The organism is Acidovorax sp. KPB24-07, from assembly GCF_057543315.1.
Genome location: NZ_BAAJYS010000027.1, coordinates 1 through 21,738, shown reverse-complemented (window position 1 = coordinate 21,738; position 21,738 = coordinate 1). Strand labels below are relative to the sequence as shown.

Below are 21,738 nucleotides of genomic sequence, written 5' to 3'. Positions count from 1 at the left end.
GTGTGTCAGCGGTCCAGGGCAATGCGCAGTGTGGCGTGCGGCAAGGGGCTGCGACGGTGAGCGACGAGCCTGCCGCGGTCCATTCCGTCGAGTTCTGCCTCCCAGCCATCGACCGCGATGGGTTCGCGTTTGAGCCAGCCGAACAAGGCGGACACCGGCACCGTGCTGCCTGTCAGCTGCAGGACCAGCGCGTCCAGCGAGTCGGATCGTCGCGTTTCCGATCCATTGGTCAGTGTGGCCAGTCCGGGCGACCAAGCCAGCTTGGCCATCACATTGCCGAAGGGGTTGAGAAGCGTCAGTTCTCCTTGTTCAGGGGCGCCTCGCAATTCGAATGCCGCGTTCAACGGTTGTGCGGCGGGATCATCCACTTGCAGCGACAGCCGGCCGCTCCACGCATCGTTGGGCGCTGCGTCCTGCGTGACCATCCGGGCGTGCTGCGCACAACCCGCGAGGAGCAAAAAGGTCAGCGTTGCCAGCCAGGCGCTCCAAGCGGGCCAGGTGCTTTTGGCATTTGCGCGGTAGCGGCCATTGATCGCGGCGCGCCGCATCAAGGGTTGGCTCCGAGGCGCTTCAAAGTCTGGCGCAGGGTGTCGTTGTCCTTGTTCAGCCGCAGGCCTTCTTTCCAGACAGACGTCGCGCGGTCACGCTCTCCGAGTGACCACAGCACTTCGCCCAGATGGGCCGCAATTTCCGGATCGGGCTGTGCCTTGAATGCATCGCCGAGCAAGCGCGCGGCTTCTTTCCGATTGCCGAGCCGAAACTCGACCCAGCCAAGGCTGTCCATGATGAACGGGTCACCGGGCGCGTATTCCAGCGCCTTTGCAATCAGCTGCTTGGCTTCCGGCAGTCGGATGTCACGTTCCGCGAACGAGTATCCCAGGGCGTTGTAGGCATGGTGGTAGTCGGGCTGGCGGGCAATGATCTGCCGCAGCAATTTTTCCATGTCGTCCAACAGGCCCGCCTTTTCGGCCAGCATGGCTTGGTCGTAGACGAGTTCGTTGTCTTGCGGAGCCAAGGCGACGGCCTTGGCTTGGGCTTCATAGGCTTCCCGGTATTTCTGTGCATCGCGCAGCAGCTGGACCTCGGCGAGCAATTTCATTCGCTCTTCCTGGGGCGTCTTCGCAGGCAACGCGCGAATGAGCGCAAGGGCTTCGGGCAACTTGCCCTGGCGAGCCAGCAGGGACGCCTTGCGGCTTTGCACCGTCAGCAGTTCAGCAGAGTTCTCGATCCGGCCCAGCCAGGCCTCCGCTTCCGCCAGGTTGCCCCGCTTTTCTGCGATCTGGGCTTGCAGCAGGAATGCCTGCGTCATCGCACTTCGGCGCGGATCGCCCGCAGGCAGTGCCTCGAGGAGTTTCTGAAACTGCGTCAGGGACGCATATGCCTCATCGAGGCGGTTGGCCTGCAAGTGCAGGCTGGCTTTGACCAGCCAGGCTTCTGCCATGTCGGGCGTGCTCTGGGTCAGCAGATCCGCCTGTTTGGAGGCTTCCGCATAGCGCTGTGAGTCCAGCAGGGTGCGAACGTACACCATGCGGATTTCCGGCTTGGGCGTCCCGGCCAGATAGCGGGCAACCAATGGCTCTGCCTCTGGTTCGCCGGCTTCCAGCAGTTGCAGCGCCAGCAAGGCGACGCCTTCGGCTGGCGCATCCATGGTCTGGGCCTGGCGTGCGGCTTCCAGTCCACCCTTCTTGTCGCCCGCGGCCAGGCGCATTCGGCCGATGGTGATCCACGCGGAGGGGCCGGATGCCGGGTTGCTGAGCTGATCTGCCAGCGCCTGCTCGACGACCTTGGCGGCCATGGTCTTGTCGCTGGCCCGCCCGTACAACTGAGGAATGGCCTGGAGCGTCATGGCCCTGTCATTCGCAGGCGATTGATCCAGTTCCTGCTTGAGGAGGTCGGACGTCTCCTCGATGCGATTGAGCGCAATGAGGATCTGCAACACGTACCGGTTGGCCTCGCGCGACTGAGGCTGTGCACTTTTCCACGCCCTCGCTGCCGCCAGCGCATATTCAGCCGAGCGCGATTGCAGGGCAATTTCGACGGCCCGCCGATAAAGCTGGCCATCGCCGCTGCGGCGGGCCGCTTCCAGCATGAGCGAATAACCGGTGCCGGGATCGCCCCCCGTGGTGCTGATCTCTCCTAGCAGGATTTCATAGAACAGTTCTGCATCGAGCGCGGCGGCTGCATCGCTGGAAGTCTCCTGAGACGCTCGAAGCCCGGCTTGCGATGTCGGTGCTGGCGAATTTTGCGCCTGTGCAGAAAGAGTTCCCGTCACCATAGCGCATGCCAGGGTGATGGTCCAGAGTCGATGTGATTGCGCCATCAACCCATAATAATCCATGGTTCAACGTCTTTGTGGAGCGTGCAGGCATGCCTGAGTTGCCGGAAGTGGAAGTAACGCGACTCAGCATCGCGAAGGGGATTTCCGGCGCGGTAATCCAGTCGGTCACGGTGGGCAAACCATTGAGATGGCCACTTGGTTGCCCGCCCGAGGGGTTGATTGGCCGCACCGTCACGGCAGTGCGGCGCCGGGGCAAGTATTTGCTCCTTGACCTGGACGGAGGGCTTCTCCTGATCCATCTCGGCATGTCGGGGAGCCTGCGTCTGGGGCAAGCGCTGGAAGCGCGTGGTCCACACGACCATTTTGAAATGGAAACGACCTTGGGGACCCTGCGCCTGCGGGATCCTCGAAGATTCGGCGCAGTGGTTTGGGCGCAAGACGAGAGCGCCGAAGAAGCGAAGAAGCTGTTGGGTTCATTGGGAGTGGAACCCCTTTCCGATCTGTTCACCGTCGATGGTCTCTTTGCCGGTTTGCGTGCGAGCCGGGCGCCTGTGAAGCAGGTCTTGCTCAGCGGCAAAGTGGTGGTGGGGGTCGGAAACATCTACGCGTCGGAAGTGCTGTTCCTGGCGGGTATCCGCCCGACAGTGAAGTCATCGACCATCGGCTTGGCGCGGGTTCGCCGCCTGCACGCAGCCATTCGCGAGGTGCTGGCGCGCGCGGTGGAGCGCGGCGGCAGTACGCTGCGGGACTTTGCCAGCGCGGACGGCAGTGAGGGCCATTTCCAGCTGGAGGCTCATGTCTATGGACGGCACAACGAGGCGTGCCGGGCCTGCGGGTCTCCGGTGCGAATGATCCGGCAAGGTCAGCGCAGCACCTACTATTGCATCCGTTGCCAGAAGGCATAGGGTTAAGAGGGGTGGCACCACGCCGTTTCGAGCTTTCAAGAAGTTCGTGGGGTGCTATATTTTGCGAAGGCTCCTGCACGTGCGGGCGCAGCGACACTCGGGAGCAAAGTGGGACCCTCTTTTAACGAACAGTTCGACCAGCACGGCGCGTGGCGCCGGGCATTCGCACTTCAACTGAAGCAGTTGGCCGACTGGATGGCGTCGCATTCCCTCATGGATGCGGCCGTTGGCGAGAAGCTCCAGCGACTGGAGGGCCAAGTGCGCAGCGACAAAGTCATGGTGGCTTTCGTCGCGGAGTTTTCCCGGGGCAAGTCCGAACTGATCAACGCCATCTTCTTTGCCGACTATGGCCGCCGGATCATGCCGGCCAGCGCGGGACGAACGACGATGTGCCCGACGGAATTGGGCTACGACCCCGGCGTGCCTGTGAGCCTGCGCCTGCTTCCCATCGACACCCGGCTGCAGGTGCAGGGACTGGCCGAGTGGCGCCTGAAACCCGAACGCTGGGTGCAGATTCCCTTGGATGTCAATGATGCGGGGCAGATGGCCCGCTCGCTCGAGAAGGTGGCCGAGGTCCGGCGCGTCAGCTTGGATGAGGCGCGAGCGCTGGGCTTCTGGCACGACGACCTGCCGGAAGAAAACCCGGTGCCGGACGCCAGCGGCCTGGTGGAAGTTCCGATGTGGCGCCATGCCCTCATCAATATTCCCCATCCGCTGCTCAAGCAGGGCCTGGTCATTCTGGATACGCCCGGACTGAACGCGGTGGGTGCGGAGCCTGAACTCACCATCAATCTGATTCCGCAGGCGCATGCGGTGGTCTTCATCCTGGGGGCGGACACCGGGGTCACGCGGTCCGATCTCTCGATCTGGCGGGAACATCTTGCAGCCCCGTCTGAAAATGCGGATGCCCGCTTAGTGGTCCTCAACAAGATCGACACACTGTGGGATACCCTGAACTCGCCTGAGCAGGTTCAAGAACAACTGGAGCGCCAGCGCCTGACCTCTGCTGAGATGCTGGGTATCTCGCAAGAGCACGTCATGCTGGTTTCAGCCCAGAAAGGGTTGATCGCCAAAATCCAGTGCGATGACCTGTTGCTGGAGCGCAGCGGCTTGCCTCTTTTGGAAGAAGCGCTGGCACAAGGGGTGATGGGCAAGCGCCAGTCCATTCTCCGCTCTGCCGTGGCAGCGGGCATTGCCGGCCTGCGGTCGGAAACCTCCCGCGTGATCAACATCCGCCGGCGCGATCTCGATGACCAGATGCTGGAGTTACGGAGCTTGCGGGGAAAGAATGCTTCCGTCATCGATTCCATGCGCACTCGCATCGAGCAGGAGCAGCGGGAGTTTGAGATGAGCACCGCGAAGATTCAGGCGGTGCGTGCGGTCCATCTCAAATTGCTGCGCGATATCTTCCATGAACTCGGAGCCCGTTCACTGAAGGCTGAGCTGGCGCTGCTCACAGACGCATTGCAGCAAAAGGGTCTGAAGCTGGGCGTGCGCAAAATCTATGCGGAGACCTTCCAGCGGCTGCTGGCCATCGTGGACAAGGCGCAATCTTCGGGCACTGAAATCCATGCCATGTTGGGCGGTACATTCCGGCAGCTCAACACGGACTTCGGCTTCTCACTCCAAGTGCCTCCGACTCCGCAACTGGAGCCCTTCCTGCAGGAAATCGCGCAAATTGAGCAGCGGCATTTGCAGTACCTGGGCGTGGGCAATGCCCTCAAACTGGCGCAGCCTGAGTTCGCGCAGCGATTGGTCCGTGCGCTCGGCATGCGGCTTCGCACGGTGTTCGAGTCGGTTGCCAACGATTTGGAGCTGTGGAGCAAATCCGCAACAGCGCAACTGGATGCCCAACTACGAGAGCGCAAACGCAGCTTTGCGCGTCGCATCGAAGCGGTGGACCGCATTCAGCACGCAGCAAGCGGTTTGGTCGAGCGCATTGCAGAGATTGAAATGGCCGAGCAAGAGTTGGGGCAGATGGAGGCGCGCTTGAATGAGATGACGGAGCAGCTCGCAGCCGTCCCGCGCGCCGAGCCGCCCCAGGTCAGCCCGCAAACGGCCCTGGCATGAGCGACATCCCGGAAATTGCCACCGATGTGGTTCGGTGGCAGGCGGTGCATGGCCGCAACCATTTGCCATGGCAGCAAACACGTGATCCTTATCGGGTGTGGCTGTCGGAAATCATGCTGCAGCAAACCCAGGTCGTCACCGTCTTGGGCTATTACGAACGCTTTCTGGATCGATTTCCGGATGTGCAGTCGCTCGCAGCGGCAACGGAGGGCGAGGTGCTCGCTTTATGGAGCGGGTTGGGCTACTACAGTCGTGCACGAAATCTGCACCGCTGTGCTCAGAAAGTGGTGGATTTGCACGGGGGCGAGTTTCCCCGGACCGCCGAGGTATTGGCACAGTTGCCGGGAATCGGCCGCTCGACGGCAGGTGCGATAACCGCCTTCTGCTTTTCCGAGCGTGTTCCCATATTGGATGCAAATGTTCGCCGGGTGCTGACGCGAGTGCTTGGCTTCACGGCCGATTTGGCAATCGCCAAGAATGAACGTCTTCTTTGGGATCAGGCCTGTGCCTTGCTGCCAGTGAGTGATGTTCAGCATGCGATGCCGCGCTATACCCAGGGCCTGATGGATCTCGGGGCGACGGTGTGCACGCCAAAGAAACCGACCTGCATGGTCTGCCCTTTGAACCGGCAGTGCAAAGCCCGCCGAGACGGAGACCCCGAACGCTATCCCGTGCGGACCCGCAAATTGTCGCGTCGTGCGGAGTCGTGGTGGCTGATGCTGCTGCAGGACGGCAATGGGCGTGTCTTGCTCCAGCCGCGTCCCTCGAGCGGCATTTGGGCAGGTCTGCATTGCCTGCCGGTGTTCGAGGAGCGCGCAGCACTGCAAGCGTCATTGGCATCACGGCCTGCGCCGCTTCAGGATTTGGAGGGCTTTCTTCATGTCCTGACCCATCGGGATCTGCACCTCCATCCCGTGCGAATCCCGTGGCAGGCGGATTGGGGCCTTCCGGTGGACGGAGCCTGGTTCGGTGCTTCCGATTGGGACCGCTTGGGTATGCCAACGCCCATCCGGAAATTGCTGCTGAACCTATCCTGATTTTTTTCACGTCTCGCCACTCTGTGGCGAGACGTGAAAGTCACAGGCCGTCCAGCTCACGATGCCGCCGCAGGGTGGTCCAACGCTGGCTGAAGTGCACCGCCAGGCGCTCCACCAAATAAACCGAGCGGTGTTGCCCCCCCGTGCAGCCAATGGCCACGGTCACGTAGCTTCGGTGATTCTGCGCCAAAGGCTCCAGCCAGTGAGAAAGGAACTGCGCGATGTGCTCCTGCATCAGTTTCACATCAGCCTGGTGCTGCAAATAGTCGATGACAGGCTGGTCTTTGCCCGTCAATGCCTTTAACGCGGGCTCATAGTGGGGATTGGGCAGCATGCGCACGTCGAAGACGTAATCCGCATCGACAGGCACCCCGCGTTTGAATGCAAACGATTGGAAGACCAGCGTCAATTGCCCGGGCAGGGCGGGCATCAGGCTTTTGACGTAACCCTGCAATTGCGCTGCTCGAATGGCGCTCGTGTCGATGACATGGGACTGCTCACGCAACTCGGCCAGCAGTTCACGTTCCAGTTCGATAGTTTGCAGCAATGCGCGTTGGCCTTCCGTCCATTCGTCTCTGGAGAGGGGGTGGCGTCGGCGCGTTTCCGAAAATCGCCGGATCAATGTGTCGGTGGTGGCATCCAGAAACAGCGAATGGACGACCACGCCCTCGCCGCGCAGGCGTTTCAATTCCTGCGGAACCAGCGGTAACGCGGTGGCGCTGCGAACATCCATTGCGATGGCAATCCGGTTGCCATGGTGCTGATGCTCCAGCGCCACGAAGGCGGCCAACAATTCCGGTGGCAGGTTGTCTACGCAGTAGTAGCCTGCGTCTTCCAATGCATGCAAGGCAACGGATTTGCCGGAACCCGCCATGCCTGTGATCAATACGACCTCTAGCGTCATTTCGTCATGCCTTGATCTGTGCGGGTTGGTTGCTGCTGAGCATTTCGCGTGCGTGCGCCATGGTCGCCTTCGACTGGCGTTCCCCTCCTAACATCCGAGCCATTTCGATCACGCGTTTTTCTCCCTTCGCCACGGTCACCTGACTGATGGTGTGCTGATCCTGACTGGTTTTTGCCACGATCAGATGGTGATCTGCACAGGCTGCCACCTGCGGAAGATGGGTAACGGCCAGCACCTGTCGATCGCGGCCCAACTGCTGCATCAGCCGACCCACCGTCTCGGCGACGGAGCCTCCGACGCCTGAGTCCACCTCGTCAAAAATCAGGGTAGGGGCCTCGCCCAACTGGCTTGTCGTCACGGAAATGGCCAACGATATGCGAGACAGCTCCCCCCCCGAAGCGACTTTGCCAACAGGCCGGGGCGTGGCGCCAGGATGCCCTGCGACCAGAAAAGAAACACTGTCGAGACCTTGAATGCCGGGTTCCGGTGTCGGTTCCAAAAGCACCTCAAACCGCCCGCCCACCAGGCCAAGGCCCTGCATGGCTTGTGTGATTGATTGGGCAAGCCTTGGTGCTGCGGTTGTCCGCTGCCGGGACACAGCCTGCGCCGCCTTGCGATAGGCTGTACCACTGGCCTGTTCGGCCGCATTGAGCGCTTCCAGGTCTGCTGCCGTCTCCAGTTTGGAGAGTTCCGCTTTCCATCCCTCCAGCAGTGCCGGCAACTCCGATGGCGTCCGCTTGTATTTGCGTGACAACGAAATCCACAGCGACAGGCGTGAATCCAACTGTTCAAGTCGCTCGGGATCGAGTTCCGTGTGCCGGAGATAGCTTTGCAAGGAGTGAGCCACATCGGCCGCTTGGTCCATGCACGACTGAAGCACCTCTCCCATCGCCTTGAATTCGGGATCGAGGGTTTGCTGCTCCTGCAGCAGCTGGCAGGCGCGGCTCAACTGAGTCTGTGCACCGGACTCTTCATCCTCCAGCGCGGACAGGGCCGTTTGCGCGCTGTCCAGCAAGGCTTGGGCGTGAGAAAGGCGGCTGTGCTGGGTGTTGAGTTCTTCCCACTCGCTGGATGCCGGGCCCAGCTTTTCGACTTCACTGATCTGCCACTGCAGTCGTTCCCGCTCCTGTTGCAGGGTATGTCTGGCCGCTTCTGCTTGCGCGACCGCTTTGCGGTCGTCACGCCAGCGAGTCCAAAGCGGCTCCAGCGCCGCGGTGCTGATGCCGCCATAGGCATCCAACAGGCTGCGAACGGCATCCTGGCGCGTCAAGCTCTGCCATGCGTGCTGGCCATGGATATCGAGGAGATGCGCCCCCACGGTCCGCATTTGGGTAGCGGTTGCTGGAATGCCGTTCATCCACGCACGGCTTTTTCCTTGCCGATCGATGGTTCGGCGAAGCAGCAGGCTTTCCTCCTGCGGGATGCCTGCTTCATCAAGCCATGCAGACAAACTGGATGGGCAATCGAATTCAGCGCAGATGTCCGTACGCTCGGTTCCCTCGCGAATCACTCCGGCATCGGCGCGGCCGCCCAGCAGCATTTGCAAGGCATCGATCAGGATGGATTTGCCTGCACCCGTTTCTCCGGTCAGCACCGTAAATCCTTTGTGAAGATCCAGGTCCAGGACATCCACGATGACGAAATCGCGCAATGCGATCCGTTTGAGCGCCATCTATGAGCCCCCTTCATTCCAGCGCAATTTTTTGCGCAACGTAGCAAAGTAGTTCCAGCCTCGAGGGTGCAAGAAGCGCACGAAGTGCTCCGACCGCCGAACCACGATCCGATCGCCATGCTGGAGCGATGCCAGCGACTGCATGTCGAAATTGGCGCTGACGTCCCGGCCCCCTACGACTTCCACCGCAATGTCCGTCGAATCCGGCAGCACGATGGGTCGATTGGACAGCGTATGGGGTGCGATGGGGACCATCACCCAACCAGGAATTGCAGGGTGCAGCATTGGGCCTCCCGCGGAGAGCGCATAGGCAGTAGATCCAGTGGGCGAAGCGATGATCAGCCCGTCTGCCCTTTGGTTCGAGACGAAATGCCCACCCACTTCCACCCGCAATTCGACCATGCCGGAAGTGGATCCACGATTGACGACGACGTCGTTGAGCGCCAGGGCTTCAAATACGCATTCGTCCTGACGCATCACGCAGGCATGCATGAGGGGCCTGGCGTCTTCTTCATACTCGCCATGGAGCATCGGCTTCAGTGCTGAAGCATGCTCGCCCAAAGGGATATCGGTGATGAAGCCCAGCCTTCCCTGATTGATGCCGATCAGCGGAATTTTGTAGGGGGCCAATTGCCTACCGATGCCCAGCATCGTGCCGTCTCCCCCGATCACCATCCCCAGATCGCACTCCTTGCCGATCTGTTCCACCTGCATCGCAGGATAGTCAGAAATGCCGGTGTTGTGCGCCGTTTCCTGTTCCAGAATGGGTTCACAGCCTTCATTTCTGAGGAACTGGGCAACCTCTTGTACGGCATTGCGCGAACTGTCAGAAATAACGCTGGAAGTGAGCGGCTGGTACTTGCCGAAGAGTGCGACCCGTGTGAACCTGAGCTTCATTGGGAAATTAGATCATTAAAATGATTCAATGCTTGATGACCGTGCCAAGTTGTTGCTGAAGGCGCTCGTAGAGCGCTACATAGCCGATGGCCAACCCGTGGGTTCGCGTACGCTGTCGCGCGCGTCCGGTCTCGACCTCTCTCCCGCCACCATTCGTAACGTGATGGCCGATCTCGAAGAGATCGGACTGATCGCAAGCCCGCACACGTCTGCCGGCCGAATTCCGACGGCCAAAGGGTATCGCCTGTTCGTTGACACCATGTTGACAGTGCAGCGCGAACAGCTGTATTCGCCGCAGCTGGCTGCAGAGCAACCGCAAAAGGTGATTGCCAACGCGGCGCATTTGTTGTCCAGCCTGTCCCAGTTCGTGGGCGTTGTCATGGCGCCCCGGCGTGCCTCGGTGTTCCGGCACATCGAATTCTTGAGATTGTCCGAAAAGCGGCTTCTGGTCATCATCGTCTCCCCTGAAGGAGACGTGCAGAACCGCGTGATCTTCACCGATGTGGACTACTCGCAATCGCATCTGGTAGAAGCGGCCAATTTCCTGAACAGCCACTATTCCGGAATGGACATGGACCAAGTGCGCGAGCGCTTGAAGACGGAGGTGGATCAGCTGCGGGAGGAAATCGGCTCGCTGATGCAGGCGGCTGTCAACGTCGGGTCCGAAGCGATGGCGGAGTCTCAGGACAATGTGGTGATTTCCGGCGAGCGCAACCTGCTGGCAGTCAGTGATTTTTCCAACGACATGGGCAACCTGCGGCGTGCTTTCGACCTGTTCGAACAGAAGACGCAGATCCTGCGTTTGCTCGATGTTTCCAACCGTGCAGATGGCGTACGCATCTTCATTGGGGGAGAGAGCCAGATCGTCCCTTTTGAGGAGCTTTCGGTAGTCACCTCTCCATATGAAGTAGACGGGCAAGTCGTAGGCACACTGGGGGTCATCGGGCCCACCCGAATGCCGTACGACCGGATGATCCAGATCGTGGACATCACTTCCAAGCTGGTTTCCAACGCGCTGAGTTACCGCAAGTAAGCACATACAATTGGCGCGGGGGGCGTTAGCTCAGTTGGTTAGAGCAGAGGACTCATAATCCTTTGGTCGCGGGTTCAAGTCCCTCACGCCCTACCAGTTCAACGGGCTTGATTGCTGTTCATGGCCATTCCTCGCGTGCCTGTTCAGGTGCACTGCGTGGACATGAGAGTTGAGATGCCTGCGTTTTCTGCAAACGAAGCCAAGCAGCCATCAAAAGATGGGTTAGAATTTAAGTCATGCTTGATTGCGAAGTTCGTCACAGAGTTCGCGTAAAAATCAAAACAAGAATTGAATGATGGCGTTGAAAACATGCTATAATTCAAAGCTTAGCGGCTGTAGCTCAGCTGGATAGAGTACTTGGCTACGAACCAAGGGGTCGTGGGTTCGATTCCTGCCAGCCGCACCAAACGGTAAGCCCTAGAACAGTGATGTTCTAGGGCTTTTTCCGTTGGGGATTCGAATGCTCTCTGCATCAAAATGCACCCATGAGCAAGGCATTCACCAAAGAATCGGATCAGTCCGATGACGAAGATTTTTCCCCTGCACCCCTTCCTGCGGGTGGCAAGAACTACATCACCCCTTCCGGCTACGCCAGGCTGCGCGATGAACTGCTGGATCTCATCGACAACGAGCGGCCCAAGATCGTTGAAGTGGTTCATTGGGCTGCAAGCAATGGGGACCGTTCGGAGAACGGGGACTACCTGTACGGCAAGAAACGCCTGCGCGAAATTGATCGCAGGATTCGGTTCCTGACCAAACGACTCGAAATTGCCGAGGTGGTCGATCCCGCCATTCACGCCGGAAGTGATCAGGTGTTCTTTGGTGCCACGGTCCACTATGCGGACGATGAAGGCGTCGAGCGCACCATCACGATCCTGGGAATCGATGAAGTCGAGACGGGCCTGGCGCAAGTCAGTTGGGTGTCGCCGGTGGCTCGGGCCTTACTGAAGGCCCGCGAAGGGGATCAGGTTCAGTTGGCCACGCCAGGTGGCACGCGGACGCTGGAGGTTTTGGACGTCCGCTATCCCCAACCGGTGGCATAGGGAGCAAGGTGCCTGCCTCACCCCTGGGGCAGCACGCGGAAGGCGCGAAGCACTGCGGGCGTTCGGCGCAAATTGCGCAAGGAGGCCTCGACGTGTGACTGGTCTCGTGCAGCGATGACAAAACGCAAATCGGTCGTGTCCATGGCGGCTTCATCGTCCATGTCGACGTGAACGATGTCCGCTTCGGAGCTCGCCAGTTCGGCGGCGATGCGCGCCAAGACGCCCTTGCCGTTGGCCACGGTCACAACGATGCCGGTTTCGAACATGCGCGTGGGCTCATCGGCCCAGTCCACCGCGATAAAGCGCTCGCTGTCCTTGTGCTGAAGCTTTTTCGCCACGCTGCATTGGGCGTTATGAACCACCAGCCCTTCACCGCGCCCCAGGTAGCCGACGATGGGGTCTCCCGGTACCGGGCGGCAGCAATTCGCGTATTGAACGGATGCGTTCTCGCTGCCGTCCAAAGTCACGCCACCTTGCGACAGGGTTTCGTGGGATGAATACCTTTCACGGGTCAGCAACAGGGCATCGGGTCGGTGTCCATGCTCCGTCATCAGCACCATGAGTCGTTTCGCCACGATGCCCGCGATGCGTTTGCCCAGACCGATGTCGGTCATGAGTTCATTGCGTGTTCGATTGCCTGTGAAGCGGAGCAGCTTGTCCCACAGTGCCTGGTTCTCCGACTCGGTCGGCAGGCGTTCCAGCCCCTCGGCCCTCAGGGCTTGGGTCAGCAGCTTCTCTCCCAGTCCCGCTGATTCAGTATGGGCCAGCGTTTTGAGGTAGTGGCGAATCTTCGAGCGTGCGCGGCCCGTGCGCACGAAGCCCAGCCAGGCGGGATTGGGCGTGGACACCGGCGCCGTGATGATCTCCACCACATCGCCGTTCTTGAGCTCGGTCCGCAGGGGGACCTGCTCGTTGTTGATCTTGGCGGCCGTGGTGCGGTCACCCACATTGCTGTGGATGGCATAGGCGAAATCGACCACCGTGGCGCCCCGTGGCAGTGCCATGATCTGGCTCTTGGGGGTGAAGACATAGACCGCATCGGGGAACAGGTCGACCTTCACATGGTCCCAGAACTCCGCGGCATCCCGTGTTTCGTTCTGAATGTCGAGCAGCGACTGGAGCCACTTGGTGCCAAGGCGCTCCGCGGCCGATCCATCGGCATCCTGTGCTTTGTACAGCCAATGGGCGGCCACGCCGGCTTCCGCCACCACGTGCATTTCCTCGGTACGCATCTGGAATTCGATGTTGACCCCGGAAGGGCCGACCAAGGTGGTGTGCAGCGACTGGTAGCCGTTGAGCTTGGCAATGGCGATGTGGTCCTTGAACCGCCCAGGAACAGGCTTGTACATCTGATGCAGCACGCCCAGTGCCGTGTAGCAATCGACCACGGTCGGCACGATCACGCGAAAGCCGTAGATGTCTGTGACCTGGGCAAAACTGAGGTGCTTGGTGTCCATCTTCTGGTAGATGGCATAGAGCGTTTTCTCGCGGCCTGCGAGGCGGGCTTTCATGCCCAACTTCGAAAACGCGGTGTCGACCTCGGTTTGAACCCGCTGCACGATATCGCGCCGGCGGTTGCGCGATTTGTTCACCGCCTTGGACAGGGTCGCGTAGCGCCAGGGGTGGAGATGCCGGAATGACAGATCCTGCAGCTCCCGGTAGGTCTGGTTCAGCCCAAGCCGGTGGGCGATAGGGGCATAGATCTCGAGGGTTTCGGAAGAAATGCGGCCCCATTTGCTGCGCGGCATGTCCGAGAGCGTGCGCATGTTGTGCGTGCGGTCGGCCAGCTTGATCAGAATGACCCGTACATCGCGGGCCATTGCCAACAGCATCTTGCGGAAGGACTCGGCCTGGTTCTCTTCGCGGGTGTTGAACTGCAGCTTGTCGAGCTTGGTGAGGCCATCCACCAATTCGGCCACCGGCAGGCCGAAGCGATCGATGAGATCGGACTTGGTGACGCCGCAATCTTCCATGGCGTCGTGCAGCAGTGCCGCCATCAGCGCCTGGCCATCCAGCTTCCAGGTGGCGCACTGGGCCGCCACTGCGATGGGGTGGGTGATGTATGGCTCGCCACTGTTGCGCAACTGCCCCAGGTGGGCTTCGTCGGCAAAGCGGTAGGCCTGCCGAACCTGTTCGATGCTGGCTGCGTCGAGGTAACCGAGGTTCTCGGTGAGGGCCGCAAAACTGGCCGCTGCTGCGTTGGCGGCTGCTGCGGACGTGCCTCCCGCCGCCCCGCTTTCGCCGGGGCGCAGGTCTTGGGCAGATGGTTTATTCAAGACCGCATTCATCCCTTTAATGTAGCTTGCTGGGGAGATCGGGGGTTTTGGCCAAAAAAAAGCACCGCAAAGCGGTGCTATTGGGCTGCAGCAGCAGACCTGGGCGCGTCAGCCCGGGACCTTCTTCAGCATCTCCAGACCGACCTTGCCTTCGGCGATTTCGCGCAAAGCGGTCACCGCAGGCTTGTTGCGGCTTTCGATCTTGGGGGCATGGCCTTGGCTCAGCATGCGGGCGCGGTACGTGGCTGCCAGCACGAGTTGAAAGCGGTTGGGGATGTGCTCGAGGCAGTCTTCAACGGTAATGCGGGCCATGCGTCTTCTCCAGAAGGATCAGGTGATATTGAGGGATTCGAACGTATCGGCCCGTGCACGGCGTTGCGCCGCATACTTCAGCCGCTGAGCGTGGACGATGGTTTTCAGGTCGAAAAGCGCACGCTCAAAGAGTTCGTTGATTATAACGAAGTCGAATTTGTAGGCCTGTTCCATTTCCTGGGCGGCATTCTTCAACCGGATCTCGATCACGTCCGGGGCGTCTTCCCCGCGGCGTTCCAGGCGGGATCTCAGTTCTTCCCAACTGGGGGGGAGGATGAAGATGAGGACGGCATTCGCAAAGGCCTGCTTGACCTGGATGGCGCCCTGGAAGTCGATTTCTAGGACCACATCGGCGCCTTGCGCGATGCGCTCCTCGATGGCCTTGCGGGATGTGCCATAGCGGCGGCCGTGCACGTGGGCCCATTCCACGAAGCCGTCAGAGGCGACCATGGCGTCGAATTCCTGCTCCGAGGTGAAGAAGTATTCGCGGCCGTGCTTTTCCTGCCCGCGTGGTGCCCGGGTGGTGTGCGAGACCGAAGGCTGCACATGGGAGTCCAGCTCCAGCAACGCCTTGACCAGGCTCGATTTGCCCGCGCCGCTGGGCGCTGCCACTACGAATAGATTTCCAGGGTAGTCCATGCGGGATAGGTACTGGCTGCTATCAAAAAAGGATTATCACTCACTCGATGTTCTGGACCTGCTCGCGCATCTGCTCGATCAGGACCTTCATGTCCACGCTGATGCGCGTGAGTTCCATGGCGGCAGATTTGGAGCCGAGCGTGTTGGCTTCGCGGTGCAGTTCCTGGATGAGAAAGTCCAGGCGTTTGCCCACTTCACCGCCTTTCTTGAGCAGGCGTTCGATCTCGTCCAGGTGCGAATCCAGCCGGGTGATCTCTTCCGCGACGTCGATGCGGATGGCGAAGGCGGTGGCCTCGGTCAGGGCGCGATCCTGGGCGGCTTCGGGCAGCGTGGCGTTGTCGGCCAGGGCCATGGCCTCCTTCCAGCGTTCCATGAAGCGCTGGCGCTGCTGCTCCACCAGCTTGGGAACCAGCGGCGTGGCCTGGTGTGCCAGGGCACGCAGTTGTTCGAGCCGGTCCTGCAGCATGGCCGACAGGCGCTTGCCTTCGCGTTCGCGGGCTTGGAGGAGATCTTTCAGCGCTTTTTCGGCCAGGGCCGGGACGGCATCGCTCCAGTCGTCCTGGACGGAGCCGGCATTCGCGCACAGGCGCAGGGCGTCGGCGACGCTCAAGGGGGCCGCGTCGGGCAGCCAGGCGCGCACGGCGTCCTGCGCGGAGTTCAGCCGTTGCAGCAGGCGGGGTGCCGGGTCGGGCAGGGCGGTGGTGTCTTCGTTCTCGATGGAGGCGCGGACTTCGACCTTGCCCCGCTTGAGGCGGGCGGTGAGCAGGCTGCGCAGCACCGGTTCCTGAGCGCGCAACTCGTCGGGCAAGCGGAACGACAGATCCAGGAAACGGCTGTTGACGGACCGGATCTCCAGCCCCAGGCGGCGGGTGCGGCCATCGGTTTCGCCCCCTCCCGCGGATGCACTTTGCTGTGCGCTGGCGTATCCGGTCATGCTGTAAACTGCCATTGGACTTTTCGGTGGTTGCTTGCGATCCGGCGATTATCCGGGTTCCGATTCGTGCCCGAGGTTTCTTCGCAAAATATGTCAAAAATCAAGCCGGCCCCCCTGCCGCCCGACACCACGATTGGTGGCTACCGCGTGGTGCGCCGGCTCTCCTCCGGCGGCTTCGGCGTGGTGTATCTGGCCATCGACCCGGACGGCCAGCAGGTCGCCATCAAGGAATATCTGCCTTCTTCCCTGGCCACCCGCGGCCCGGGCGAGTTGCTGCCCAAGGTGCCTCCCGAAAAGCTGTCGCTGTACCGTCTGGGCCTCAAGAGCTTCTTCGAGGAAGGCCGGGCCCTGGCGCAGATCTCGCACGCCTCGGTGGTGAGCGTGCTCAATTTCTTCCGGGAAAACGAAACCGTCTACATGGTGATGAACTACCTGGAAGGGGCCACCCTGCAGGACTTCATCATCACCGCGCGCGACCTCAAAACGCAGAAGGTGTTCCGCGAGTCCACGATCCGCTCGCTGTTTGACGAGGTGTTGCGCGGCCTGCGCATCGTGCACCAGCACAAGATGCTGCACCTCGACATCAAGCCGGCCAACATCTTCATCACCGACGACAACAAGGCGGTGATGATCGACTTCGGCGCGGCGCGCGAGGTGCTCTCGAAGGAGGGCAACTTCATCCGCCCGATGTACACGCCCGGCTTCGCGGCGCCCGAGATGTACCGCCGCGATTCGTCGATGGGCCCCTGGACGGACATCTACGCGATCGGCGCCTGCATCTACGCCTGCATGCAGGGATTCCCGCCCAACGAGGCGCCGCAGCGCTCCGACAAGGACCGCCTGTCGCTGGCGCTGACCAAGCTGCGCGGCGTTTACTCCGACAACCTGATCGAGGTGGTCGAATGGTGCATGGCGCTCGACCCGCTGTCGCGGCCCCAGTCGGTGTTCGCCTTGCAAAAGGAACTGAGCCGCGAGGGCGAGCGGCGCTACACGAAGCTGTCCGTGGGCGAGAAGATGCGCCTGCAGCTCGATACGCTGGTGTCCGATACCAAGAAGAATGTGCAGAAGGTGGGCGAGGCCACGCGAATGGGGGCGAAGCCGAAATGAAATTCTCCGTCTTCCAGGTCAGCCGTCGGGGTGGCCGCGAAACCAATGAAGACCGCATGGGCTACTGCTACACGCGGGAGTCCAGCCTGTTCGTGCTGGCGGACGGCATGGGCGGCCACCCGGAGGGCGAAGTGGCGGCGCAACTGGCGCTGCAGACGGTGTCCGCCGCGTTCCAGCGGCACGCCAAGCCCACGCTGGAAGACGTGCACGGATTTCTGGCCGACGCGCTGCTGGCCGCACACCACCAGATCCTTCGCTACGCGGCCGACCGCGGCATGCTGGACACGCCCCGCACCACGCTGGTCGTGGCGGTGGTGCAGGAGGGCTCTGCCAGCTGGATCCACTGCGGCGACTCGCGCCTGTACATGGTGCGCGGGGGCGAGCTGTTCACGCGCACACGCGACCACTCGTACCTGGAGCTGCGCAACATGCCGCTGCAGGGCATCGAACGGGTGAACCGCAATGTGCTGTTCACCTGCCTGGGATCGCCGACCAAACCCATCTACGACATCACCGGCCCGGTGGCCCTGGAGCAGGGCGACCGCATCCTGCTGTGCTCCGACGGCCTGTGGGGCACGCTGGACGACGAGACCATCGCCCGCCAGCTGAGCCGCCTGCCGGTCTCGCAGTCGGTGCCCGACTTGGTCGAAGACGCGCTGCGCAAGGCCGGCGACACCAGCGACAACGTGACCGTGGTGGCGCTGGAGTGGGAAACGCCCGATGCGTTCGAATCCACCCAGGGCATTTCGACCGACAGCATCAGCGACGACGGGTTTTCCTCCACGATCCAGGCCGGGCCGCTCGACATGGTGGACGACGACCTGGACGACGAGGCCATCGAGCGTTCCATCGCCGAGATCAACGAGGCCATCCGCCGCTCGGCGGCCCGCAAGGCCTGAACGCTCGCTCCGCCCGGCGCTCGGCCGGACGCAGCGCCTGCCGGGTGACCGTGTTGTTTTCGCCGCCCTGTTTTCGTTTCCTACCGGACCCCATTCCATGACCTCTTTCACCCGTCCGGGCGGCCGTGCCGCCGACCAGTTGCGCCCGGTGCGCATCACCCGCCGCTACACCATGCACGCCGAAGGCTCGGTGCTCATCGAGTTCGGCAACACCAAGGTGCTGTGCACCGCGTCGGTGGAAGAGCGCGTGCCGCCCCACAAGCGCGGCAGCGGCGAAGGCTGGGTGACGGCCGAGTACGGCATGCTGCCCCGGTCCACCCACACCCGCAGCGACCGTGAGGCGGCCCGCGGCAAGCAGAATGGCCGCACGCAGGAGATCCAGCGCCTGATCGGCCGCAGCGTGCGGGCCGTGTTCGATCTCCAGCGCCTGGGCGAGCGCACCCTGCAACTGGACTGCGACGTCATCCAAGCCGACGGCGGCACGCGCACGGCGGCCATCACGGGTGCCTGGGTTGCGGCGCAGGATGCGGTGGCCCATCTGATCGCGCGCGGCAAGCTGGCCGAATCGCCCATCACGGCCCCGCTGGCAGCCATCTCGGTCGGCATCGTGGAAGGCACGCCGCTGCTCGATCTGGAGTACGTGGAAGACGTGGCCTGCGACACCGACATGAATGTGGTGATGACCGGCGCCGGCCACTTCGTGGAGGTGCAGGGCACGGCCGAAGGCGTGGCGTTCACCCGCCAGGAGATGGACCGCCTGCTGTCGCTGGCCGAAAAGGGCGTGGCCGAACTGGTGGCGCTGCAGCAGCAGGCGCTGCGCGACGGATAGCGATAGCGAATGCGGGCTTGGCCGTCCCTGGACGACCCCCTTTGCACCGATGGAAATCGCATTTGCTATTGAATTTGTAGCGATATGCCCTAGATGAATATGCGCTGGAAGCCATTTTGACCATGAAACTCGTACTCGCATCCAACAACCAGGGCAAGCTGGCCGAACTGCAGACGCTGCTGGCGCCGCTCGGCGTGGTGCTCGTGCGCCAGGCGGACCTGGGCGTCGGCGAGGCGTCTGAGCCCTTTCGGACCTTCGTGGAGAACGCGCTGGCCAAGGCGCGCTTTGCCGCCCAGCACACCGGACTGCCGGCGCTGGCCGATGACGCCGGCCTGTGCGTCGATGCCTTCGGTGGATTGCCGTGCGTGGACACGGCGTATTACGCGACCCGTTTCGGCTACGACAAGGGCGACGCGAACAACGTGCGCGCGCTGCTGGAGCAGATGCAGGGCATCGACCAGCGCCGCGCGGCGATGGTGAGCACCCTGGTGGCGGTGCGCACGCCCGAGGATCCGGAGCCGCTCATCGCCGTGGGCCGGGTCGTGGGCGAGATCGCGCGCGAGCCGCGTGGCAGCCAGGGCTTCGGGTTCGATCCGATCATGGTCGTGCCCGAGTTCGGCAAGACCTTCGCCGAGCTGCCGACGGAGGTGAAGAATGCCCACAGCCACCGGGGCCGGTCGGCGCAGCAGATGCTGGCGCTGATGCGCGAGCGCTGGTTCTGAGGCGCTGGCGCCTTTCGGAGATTCCTGGCCGTGTCCCTTTCCATTCCCATCGTTCCCGAGGCCTCGGCGGAGGCCGCGCCGGCGCCCGTGCGCGACGTGCAGCACTCCATGCGGCCCGGCGTGCTGCAGCTGGGCAGCCTGCCGCCGCTGTCGCTGTATGTGCACCTGCCCTGGTGCCTGAAAAAGTGCCCCTACTGCGATTTCAACTCGCACGAGTACCGCGAGGGTGGCGTTGCGCAGGCCCTGCCCGAGCAGCGCTACCTGGACGCCTTGATGGCCGACCTGGAGGCGGCGCTGCCGCTGATCTGGGGCCGGACGGTGCACAGCATCTTCATTGGCGGTGGCACGCCCAGCCTGTTCTCGCCCGCCGCCATCGACCAGCTGATCGGCGGCCTGCGCGCGCGGCTGCGCCTGGAGGCGGACTGCGAGATCACGATGGAGGCCAATCCCGGCACGTTCGAAAAGGACCGCTTCCGGGCGTACCGCGCGGCCGGGGTGACGCGGCTGTCGATCGGCGTGCAGAGCTTCGACGACCGTTTCCTGAAGGCGCTGGGGCGGGTGCACGACGGTGCCCAGGCCATGGCTGCGGTGGAAGAGGCGGCGCAGTCGTTCGAGACCTTCAATCTCGACATCATGTACGCCCTGCCGGGCCAGACGCTCGCCGATCTGGAGCAGGACATGCGCACCGCGTTGGCGCTGCGGCCACCGCACATCTCGATCTACCACCTGACCATCGAGCCCAACACGGTGTTCGCCAAGTTTCCGCCCGTGGTGCCCGAGGACGACCAGGCCTACGCCATGCTGGACCGCATTACCGAGATGACGGCGCAGGCCGGGCTGCAGCGCTATGAAATCTCGGCCTATGCGCGCGAGGGCCACGGCTGCTTCCACAACACCAACTACTGGCAGTTCGGCGACTACCTGGGCATCGGCGCGGGCGCGCACAGCAAGATCAGCTTCGCGCACCGCGTGGTGCGGCAGGTGCGCTTTCGGGACCCCGGACGGTACATGGACCACGCGCTGGCAGGCCATGCGGTGGCGCAGGACGACGAGGTGCGCCGGGCCGACCTGCCGTTCGAATACATGCTCAACGCGCTGCGCCTGCGCGAGGGGTTTGCGCTGCAGGACTTCATGGCGCGCACGGGCCTGCCGTTGACCGCGATTGCCAAGGCGCTGGACGAGGCTGAGCGCAAGGGCCTGATCGAGCGCGACATGGCGCGCGTGCGCCCGACCGAGCGGGGCTTCGATTTCCTGAGCGACCTGCAGGCGCTCTTTCTGGCCGACTGACGGGCGGGCGCTCCGGCGCCTGGACCGCCACCACCGGCCGAGCCCACCGGGTGCCGGTCGTCAGCCGCAGCGCGCCGCGACGATGCGGCCGTTGGCGTCCACCTGCAGGTTCAGGCGGGTGGCGTCGAACTCCTTGGTCACGATCTGGTCGGGGCGCAGCACGCGGGCCATCTGCGCGCCGGAGCGCACCCGGGCGTCTTCCACCACCTTGGCCGTGCTGTTCTGGCCGACCACCACCTGTGCGGGTGGGCCGCTGCAGATGCCGCCCGCGGGCGCGCCCGTGTTGCTGGTGGTGCCCGGCGTGGCGCTGCCCCAAGGGGCGTTGGTGGTGCAGCCGGCGGCCAGCAGGGCGGCGGCGGTGAGGGCGAAGGCCGTCAGGGAGCGTTGGGACATGGTGGAAAGCGATGTCATTGGTGAATGAAAGAAGCACACCTTAGCGCAGGGTGCTGGCGGTAGGGTCACCAGTGGTAACGCGGCAGCGGTCCCCGCGCCGTCCCCGCGGCCAGGGGGCCGAAGGGTCAATTCCGCGCCGGCGCAGGGAGCGCCGCCGCAGAGGCATCCAGGCCCAGGTCGCGCACCTTGGTCGCCGCCGCGTTGGCTTGCGACGCGGAGCGAACGGCCCCACCCGCACGCGCAGCAGCTTCTGCCCGCCCGAGGTGGTGACGGGCTGCGACGTGGCTGGCAACCCGGCCTCCCGCAGCCGGGCATGGGCGCGGCGCGCATTGGCGGGTTCGGCAAAGAGGCCGACGTTGATGTACAGGAGGCGGTCGGCGGCGGAGGCCGAGCTGGCGCTACTGGAGGCACTGGTGGTCGGGGCGGCGGCTTTCTCCGGGGCCGTCGCCGACCGCGCTGCGGCTGGCTTGGGCGCAGAGGCGCGCGGTCTGGCCGGTTCGG

At 62.8% G+C, this 21,738-nt stretch carries 21 protein-coding genes and 2 tRNA genes; 12 read left to right on the top strand and 11 right to left on the bottom strand.

Annotated features, from left to right (window positions below):
* Positions 1 to 5 precede the first annotated feature (5 nt).
* Both AC27IQ_RS05820 and AC27IQ_RS05815 read right to left on the bottom strand, forming a co-directional pair.
* Entirely contained in the window at positions 6 to 548 is a 543-nt protein-coding gene (locus AC27IQ_RS05820) for a lipoprotein insertase outer membrane protein LolB (protein ID WP_284429586.1), read from the bottom strand.
* A complete protein-coding gene (locus AC27IQ_RS05815) occupies positions 548 to 2,338 on the bottom strand; it encodes a tetratricopeptide repeat protein (RefSeq protein WP_284429214.1) in 1,791 nt (596 codons plus the stop codon). Before AC27IQ_RS05815 ends, AC27IQ_RS05820 begins: the two co-directional genes overlap by 1 nt.
* 29 nt (positions 2,339 to 2,367) lie before the next feature.
* On the opposite strand from AC27IQ_RS05815, the gene mutM reads away from it, so the two are divergent.
* The 3 genes from mutM (at position 2,368) to mutY (ending at position 6,290) form a co-directional block, all read left to right on the top strand.
* The gene (mutM, locus tag AC27IQ_RS05810) at positions 2,368 to 3,183 is read left to right on the top strand and encodes a bifunctional DNA-formamidopyrimidine glycosylase/DNA-(apurinic or apyrimidinic site) lyase (protein WP_284429213.1); all 816 of its coding nucleotides are present in this window, start codon (positions 2,368 to 2,370) and stop codon (positions 3,181 to 3,183) included.
* Positions 3,184 to 3,291: 108 nt separating this feature from the next.
* On the top strand, positions 3,292 to 5,253 hold the full coding sequence (locus AC27IQ_RS05805; protein WP_487088828.1) for a dynamin family protein: 1,962 nt from the start codon (positions 3,292 to 3,294) through the stop codon (positions 5,251 to 5,253).
* Positions 5,250 to 6,290, top strand: coding sequence for an A/G-specific adenine glycosylase (gene mutY / locus AC27IQ_RS05800; RefSeq protein ID WP_487088826.1), 1,041 nt, complete (start codon positions 5,250 to 5,252; stop codon positions 6,288 to 6,290). The genes AC27IQ_RS05805 and mutY overlap by 4 nt, the downstream gene beginning before the upstream one ends.
* A gap of 40 nt (positions 6,291 to 6,330) precedes the next feature.
* On the opposite strand, the gene rapZ is transcribed toward mutY, so the two are convergent.
* Genes rapZ through AC27IQ_RS05785 form a run of 3 tightly spaced genes read right to left on the bottom strand, consistent with a single transcriptional unit; the run spans position 6,331 to position 9,763 of the window.
* Positions 6,331 to 7,194: an RNase adapter RapZ gene (rapZ, locus tag AC27IQ_RS05795; RefSeq protein ID WP_284402296.1), complete on the bottom strand. Its 864-nt coding sequence runs from the start codon at positions 7,192 to 7,194 to the stop codon at positions 6,331 to 6,333.
* Between the two features lie 4 nt (positions 7,195 to 7,198).
* The gene (gene recN / locus AC27IQ_RS05790) at positions 7,199 to 8,866 is read right to left on the bottom strand and encodes a DNA repair protein RecN (RefSeq protein ID WP_487088824.1); all 1,668 of its coding nucleotides are present in this window, start codon (positions 8,864 to 8,866) and stop codon (positions 7,199 to 7,201) included.
* Positions 8,867 to 9,763, bottom strand: coding sequence for an NAD kinase (locus AC27IQ_RS05785; protein ID WP_487088822.1), 897 nt, complete (start codon positions 9,761 to 9,763; stop codon positions 8,867 to 8,869).
* Positions 9,764 to 9,791: 28 nt separating this feature from the next.
* On the opposite strand from AC27IQ_RS05785, the gene hrcA reads away from it, so the two are divergent.
* From hrcA to greB, 4 genes are all read left to right on the top strand, one after another.
* Positions 9,792 to 10,796, top strand: coding sequence for a heat-inducible transcriptional repressor HrcA (hrcA, locus tag AC27IQ_RS05780; RefSeq protein WP_487088820.1), 1,005 nt, complete (start codon positions 9,792 to 9,794; stop codon positions 10,794 to 10,796).
* A 19-nt stretch (positions 10,797 to 10,815) separates the two neighbouring features.
* A tRNA-Ile gene (locus tag AC27IQ_RS05775) sits at positions 10,816 to 10,892 on the top strand.
* Between the two features lie 233 nt (positions 10,893 to 11,125).
* Positions 11,126 to 11,202, top strand: a tRNA-Arg gene (locus tag AC27IQ_RS05770).
* 79 nt (positions 11,203 to 11,281) lie between these two features.
* Positions 11,282 to 11,839 carry a transcription elongation factor GreB gene (gene greB, locus AC27IQ_RS05765; protein WP_487088818.1) on the top strand — a complete coding sequence of 186 codons (558 nt, stop codon included), beginning with the start codon at positions 11,282 to 11,284 and terminating at the stop codon, positions 11,837 to 11,839.
* A gap of 17 nt (positions 11,840 to 11,856) precedes the next feature.
* On the opposite strand, the gene AC27IQ_RS05760 is transcribed toward greB, so the two are convergent.
* The 4 genes from AC27IQ_RS05760 to AC27IQ_RS05745 form a co-directional block, all read right to left on the bottom strand.
* Positions 11,857 to 14,127, bottom strand: coding sequence for a RelA/SpoT family protein (locus tag AC27IQ_RS05760; RefSeq protein WP_487088816.1), 2,271 nt, complete (start codon positions 14,125 to 14,127; stop codon positions 11,857 to 11,859).
* Positions 14,128 to 14,223: 96 nt separating this feature from the next.
* Positions 14,224 to 14,427, bottom strand: coding sequence for a DNA-directed RNA polymerase subunit omega (rpoZ, locus tag AC27IQ_RS05755; RefSeq protein WP_272564822.1), 204 nt, complete (start codon positions 14,425 to 14,427; stop codon positions 14,224 to 14,226).
* A gap of 18 nt (positions 14,428 to 14,445) precedes the next feature.
* Positions 14,446 to 15,066 carry a guanylate kinase gene (gene gmk / locus AC27IQ_RS05750; RefSeq protein ID WP_272564821.1) on the bottom strand — a complete coding sequence of 207 codons (621 nt, stop codon included), beginning with the start codon at positions 15,064 to 15,066 and terminating at the stop codon, positions 14,446 to 14,448.
* Positions 15,067 to 15,106: 40 nt separating this feature from the next.
* Positions 15,107 to 16,000, bottom strand: coding sequence for a YicC/YloC family endoribonuclease (locus AC27IQ_RS05745; RefSeq protein WP_284424763.1), 894 nt, complete (start codon positions 15,998 to 16,000; stop codon positions 15,107 to 15,109).
* A gap of 90 nt (positions 16,001 to 16,090) precedes the next feature.
* On the opposite strand from AC27IQ_RS05745, the gene AC27IQ_RS05740 reads away from it, so the two are divergent.
* The 5 genes from AC27IQ_RS05740 (at position 16,091) to hemW (ending at position 20,844) form a co-directional block, all read left to right on the top strand.
* The gene (locus tag AC27IQ_RS05740) at positions 16,091 to 17,107 is read left to right on the top strand and encodes a serine/threonine protein kinase (protein ID WP_272548837.1); all 1,017 of its coding nucleotides are present in this window, start codon (positions 16,091 to 16,093) and stop codon (positions 17,105 to 17,107) included.
* The gene (locus tag AC27IQ_RS05735; RefSeq protein WP_284424634.1) at positions 17,104 to 18,006 is read left to right on the top strand and encodes a PP2C family protein-serine/threonine phosphatase; all 903 of its coding nucleotides are present in this window, start codon (positions 17,104 to 17,106) and stop codon (positions 18,004 to 18,006) included. Before AC27IQ_RS05740 ends, AC27IQ_RS05735 begins: the two co-directional genes overlap by 4 nt.
* A gap of 97 nt (positions 18,007 to 18,103) precedes the next feature.
* Positions 18,104 to 18,835 (top strand): ribonuclease PH, encoded by a 732-nt coding sequence (gene rph, locus AC27IQ_RS05730; protein WP_487088813.1) that lies wholly within the window; start codon positions 18,104 to 18,106, stop codon positions 18,833 to 18,835.
* 122 nt (positions 18,836 to 18,957) lie between these two features.
* The gene (gene rdgB, locus AC27IQ_RS05725) at positions 18,958 to 19,557 is read left to right on the top strand and encodes an RdgB/HAM1 family non-canonical purine NTP pyrophosphatase (RefSeq protein ID WP_487088811.1); all 600 of its coding nucleotides are present in this window, start codon (positions 18,958 to 18,960) and stop codon (positions 19,555 to 19,557) included.
* A 30-nt stretch (positions 19,558 to 19,587) separates the two neighbouring features.
* Complete coding sequence (gene hemW / locus AC27IQ_RS05720) at positions 19,588 to 20,844, top strand: radical SAM family heme chaperone HemW (protein ID WP_487088809.1); 1,257 nt, start codon at positions 19,588 to 19,590, stop codon at positions 20,842 to 20,844.
* A 60-nt stretch (positions 20,845 to 20,904) separates the two neighbouring features.
* Here hemW and AC27IQ_RS05715 read toward each other — a convergent pair whose 3' ends face one another.
* The gene (locus AC27IQ_RS05715; RefSeq protein ID WP_487088807.1) at positions 20,905 to 21,237 is read right to left on the bottom strand and encodes an I78 family peptidase inhibitor; all 333 of its coding nucleotides are present in this window, start codon (positions 21,235 to 21,237) and stop codon (positions 20,905 to 20,907) included.
* 40 nt (positions 21,238 to 21,277) lie between these two features.
* Positions 21,278 to 21,544 carry an SPOR domain-containing protein gene (locus AC27IQ_RS05710; protein ID WP_487088834.1) on the bottom strand — a complete coding sequence of 89 codons (267 nt, stop codon included), beginning with the start codon at positions 21,542 to 21,544 and terminating at the stop codon, positions 21,278 to 21,280.
* Positions 21,545 to 21,738: the final 194 nt, after the last annotated feature.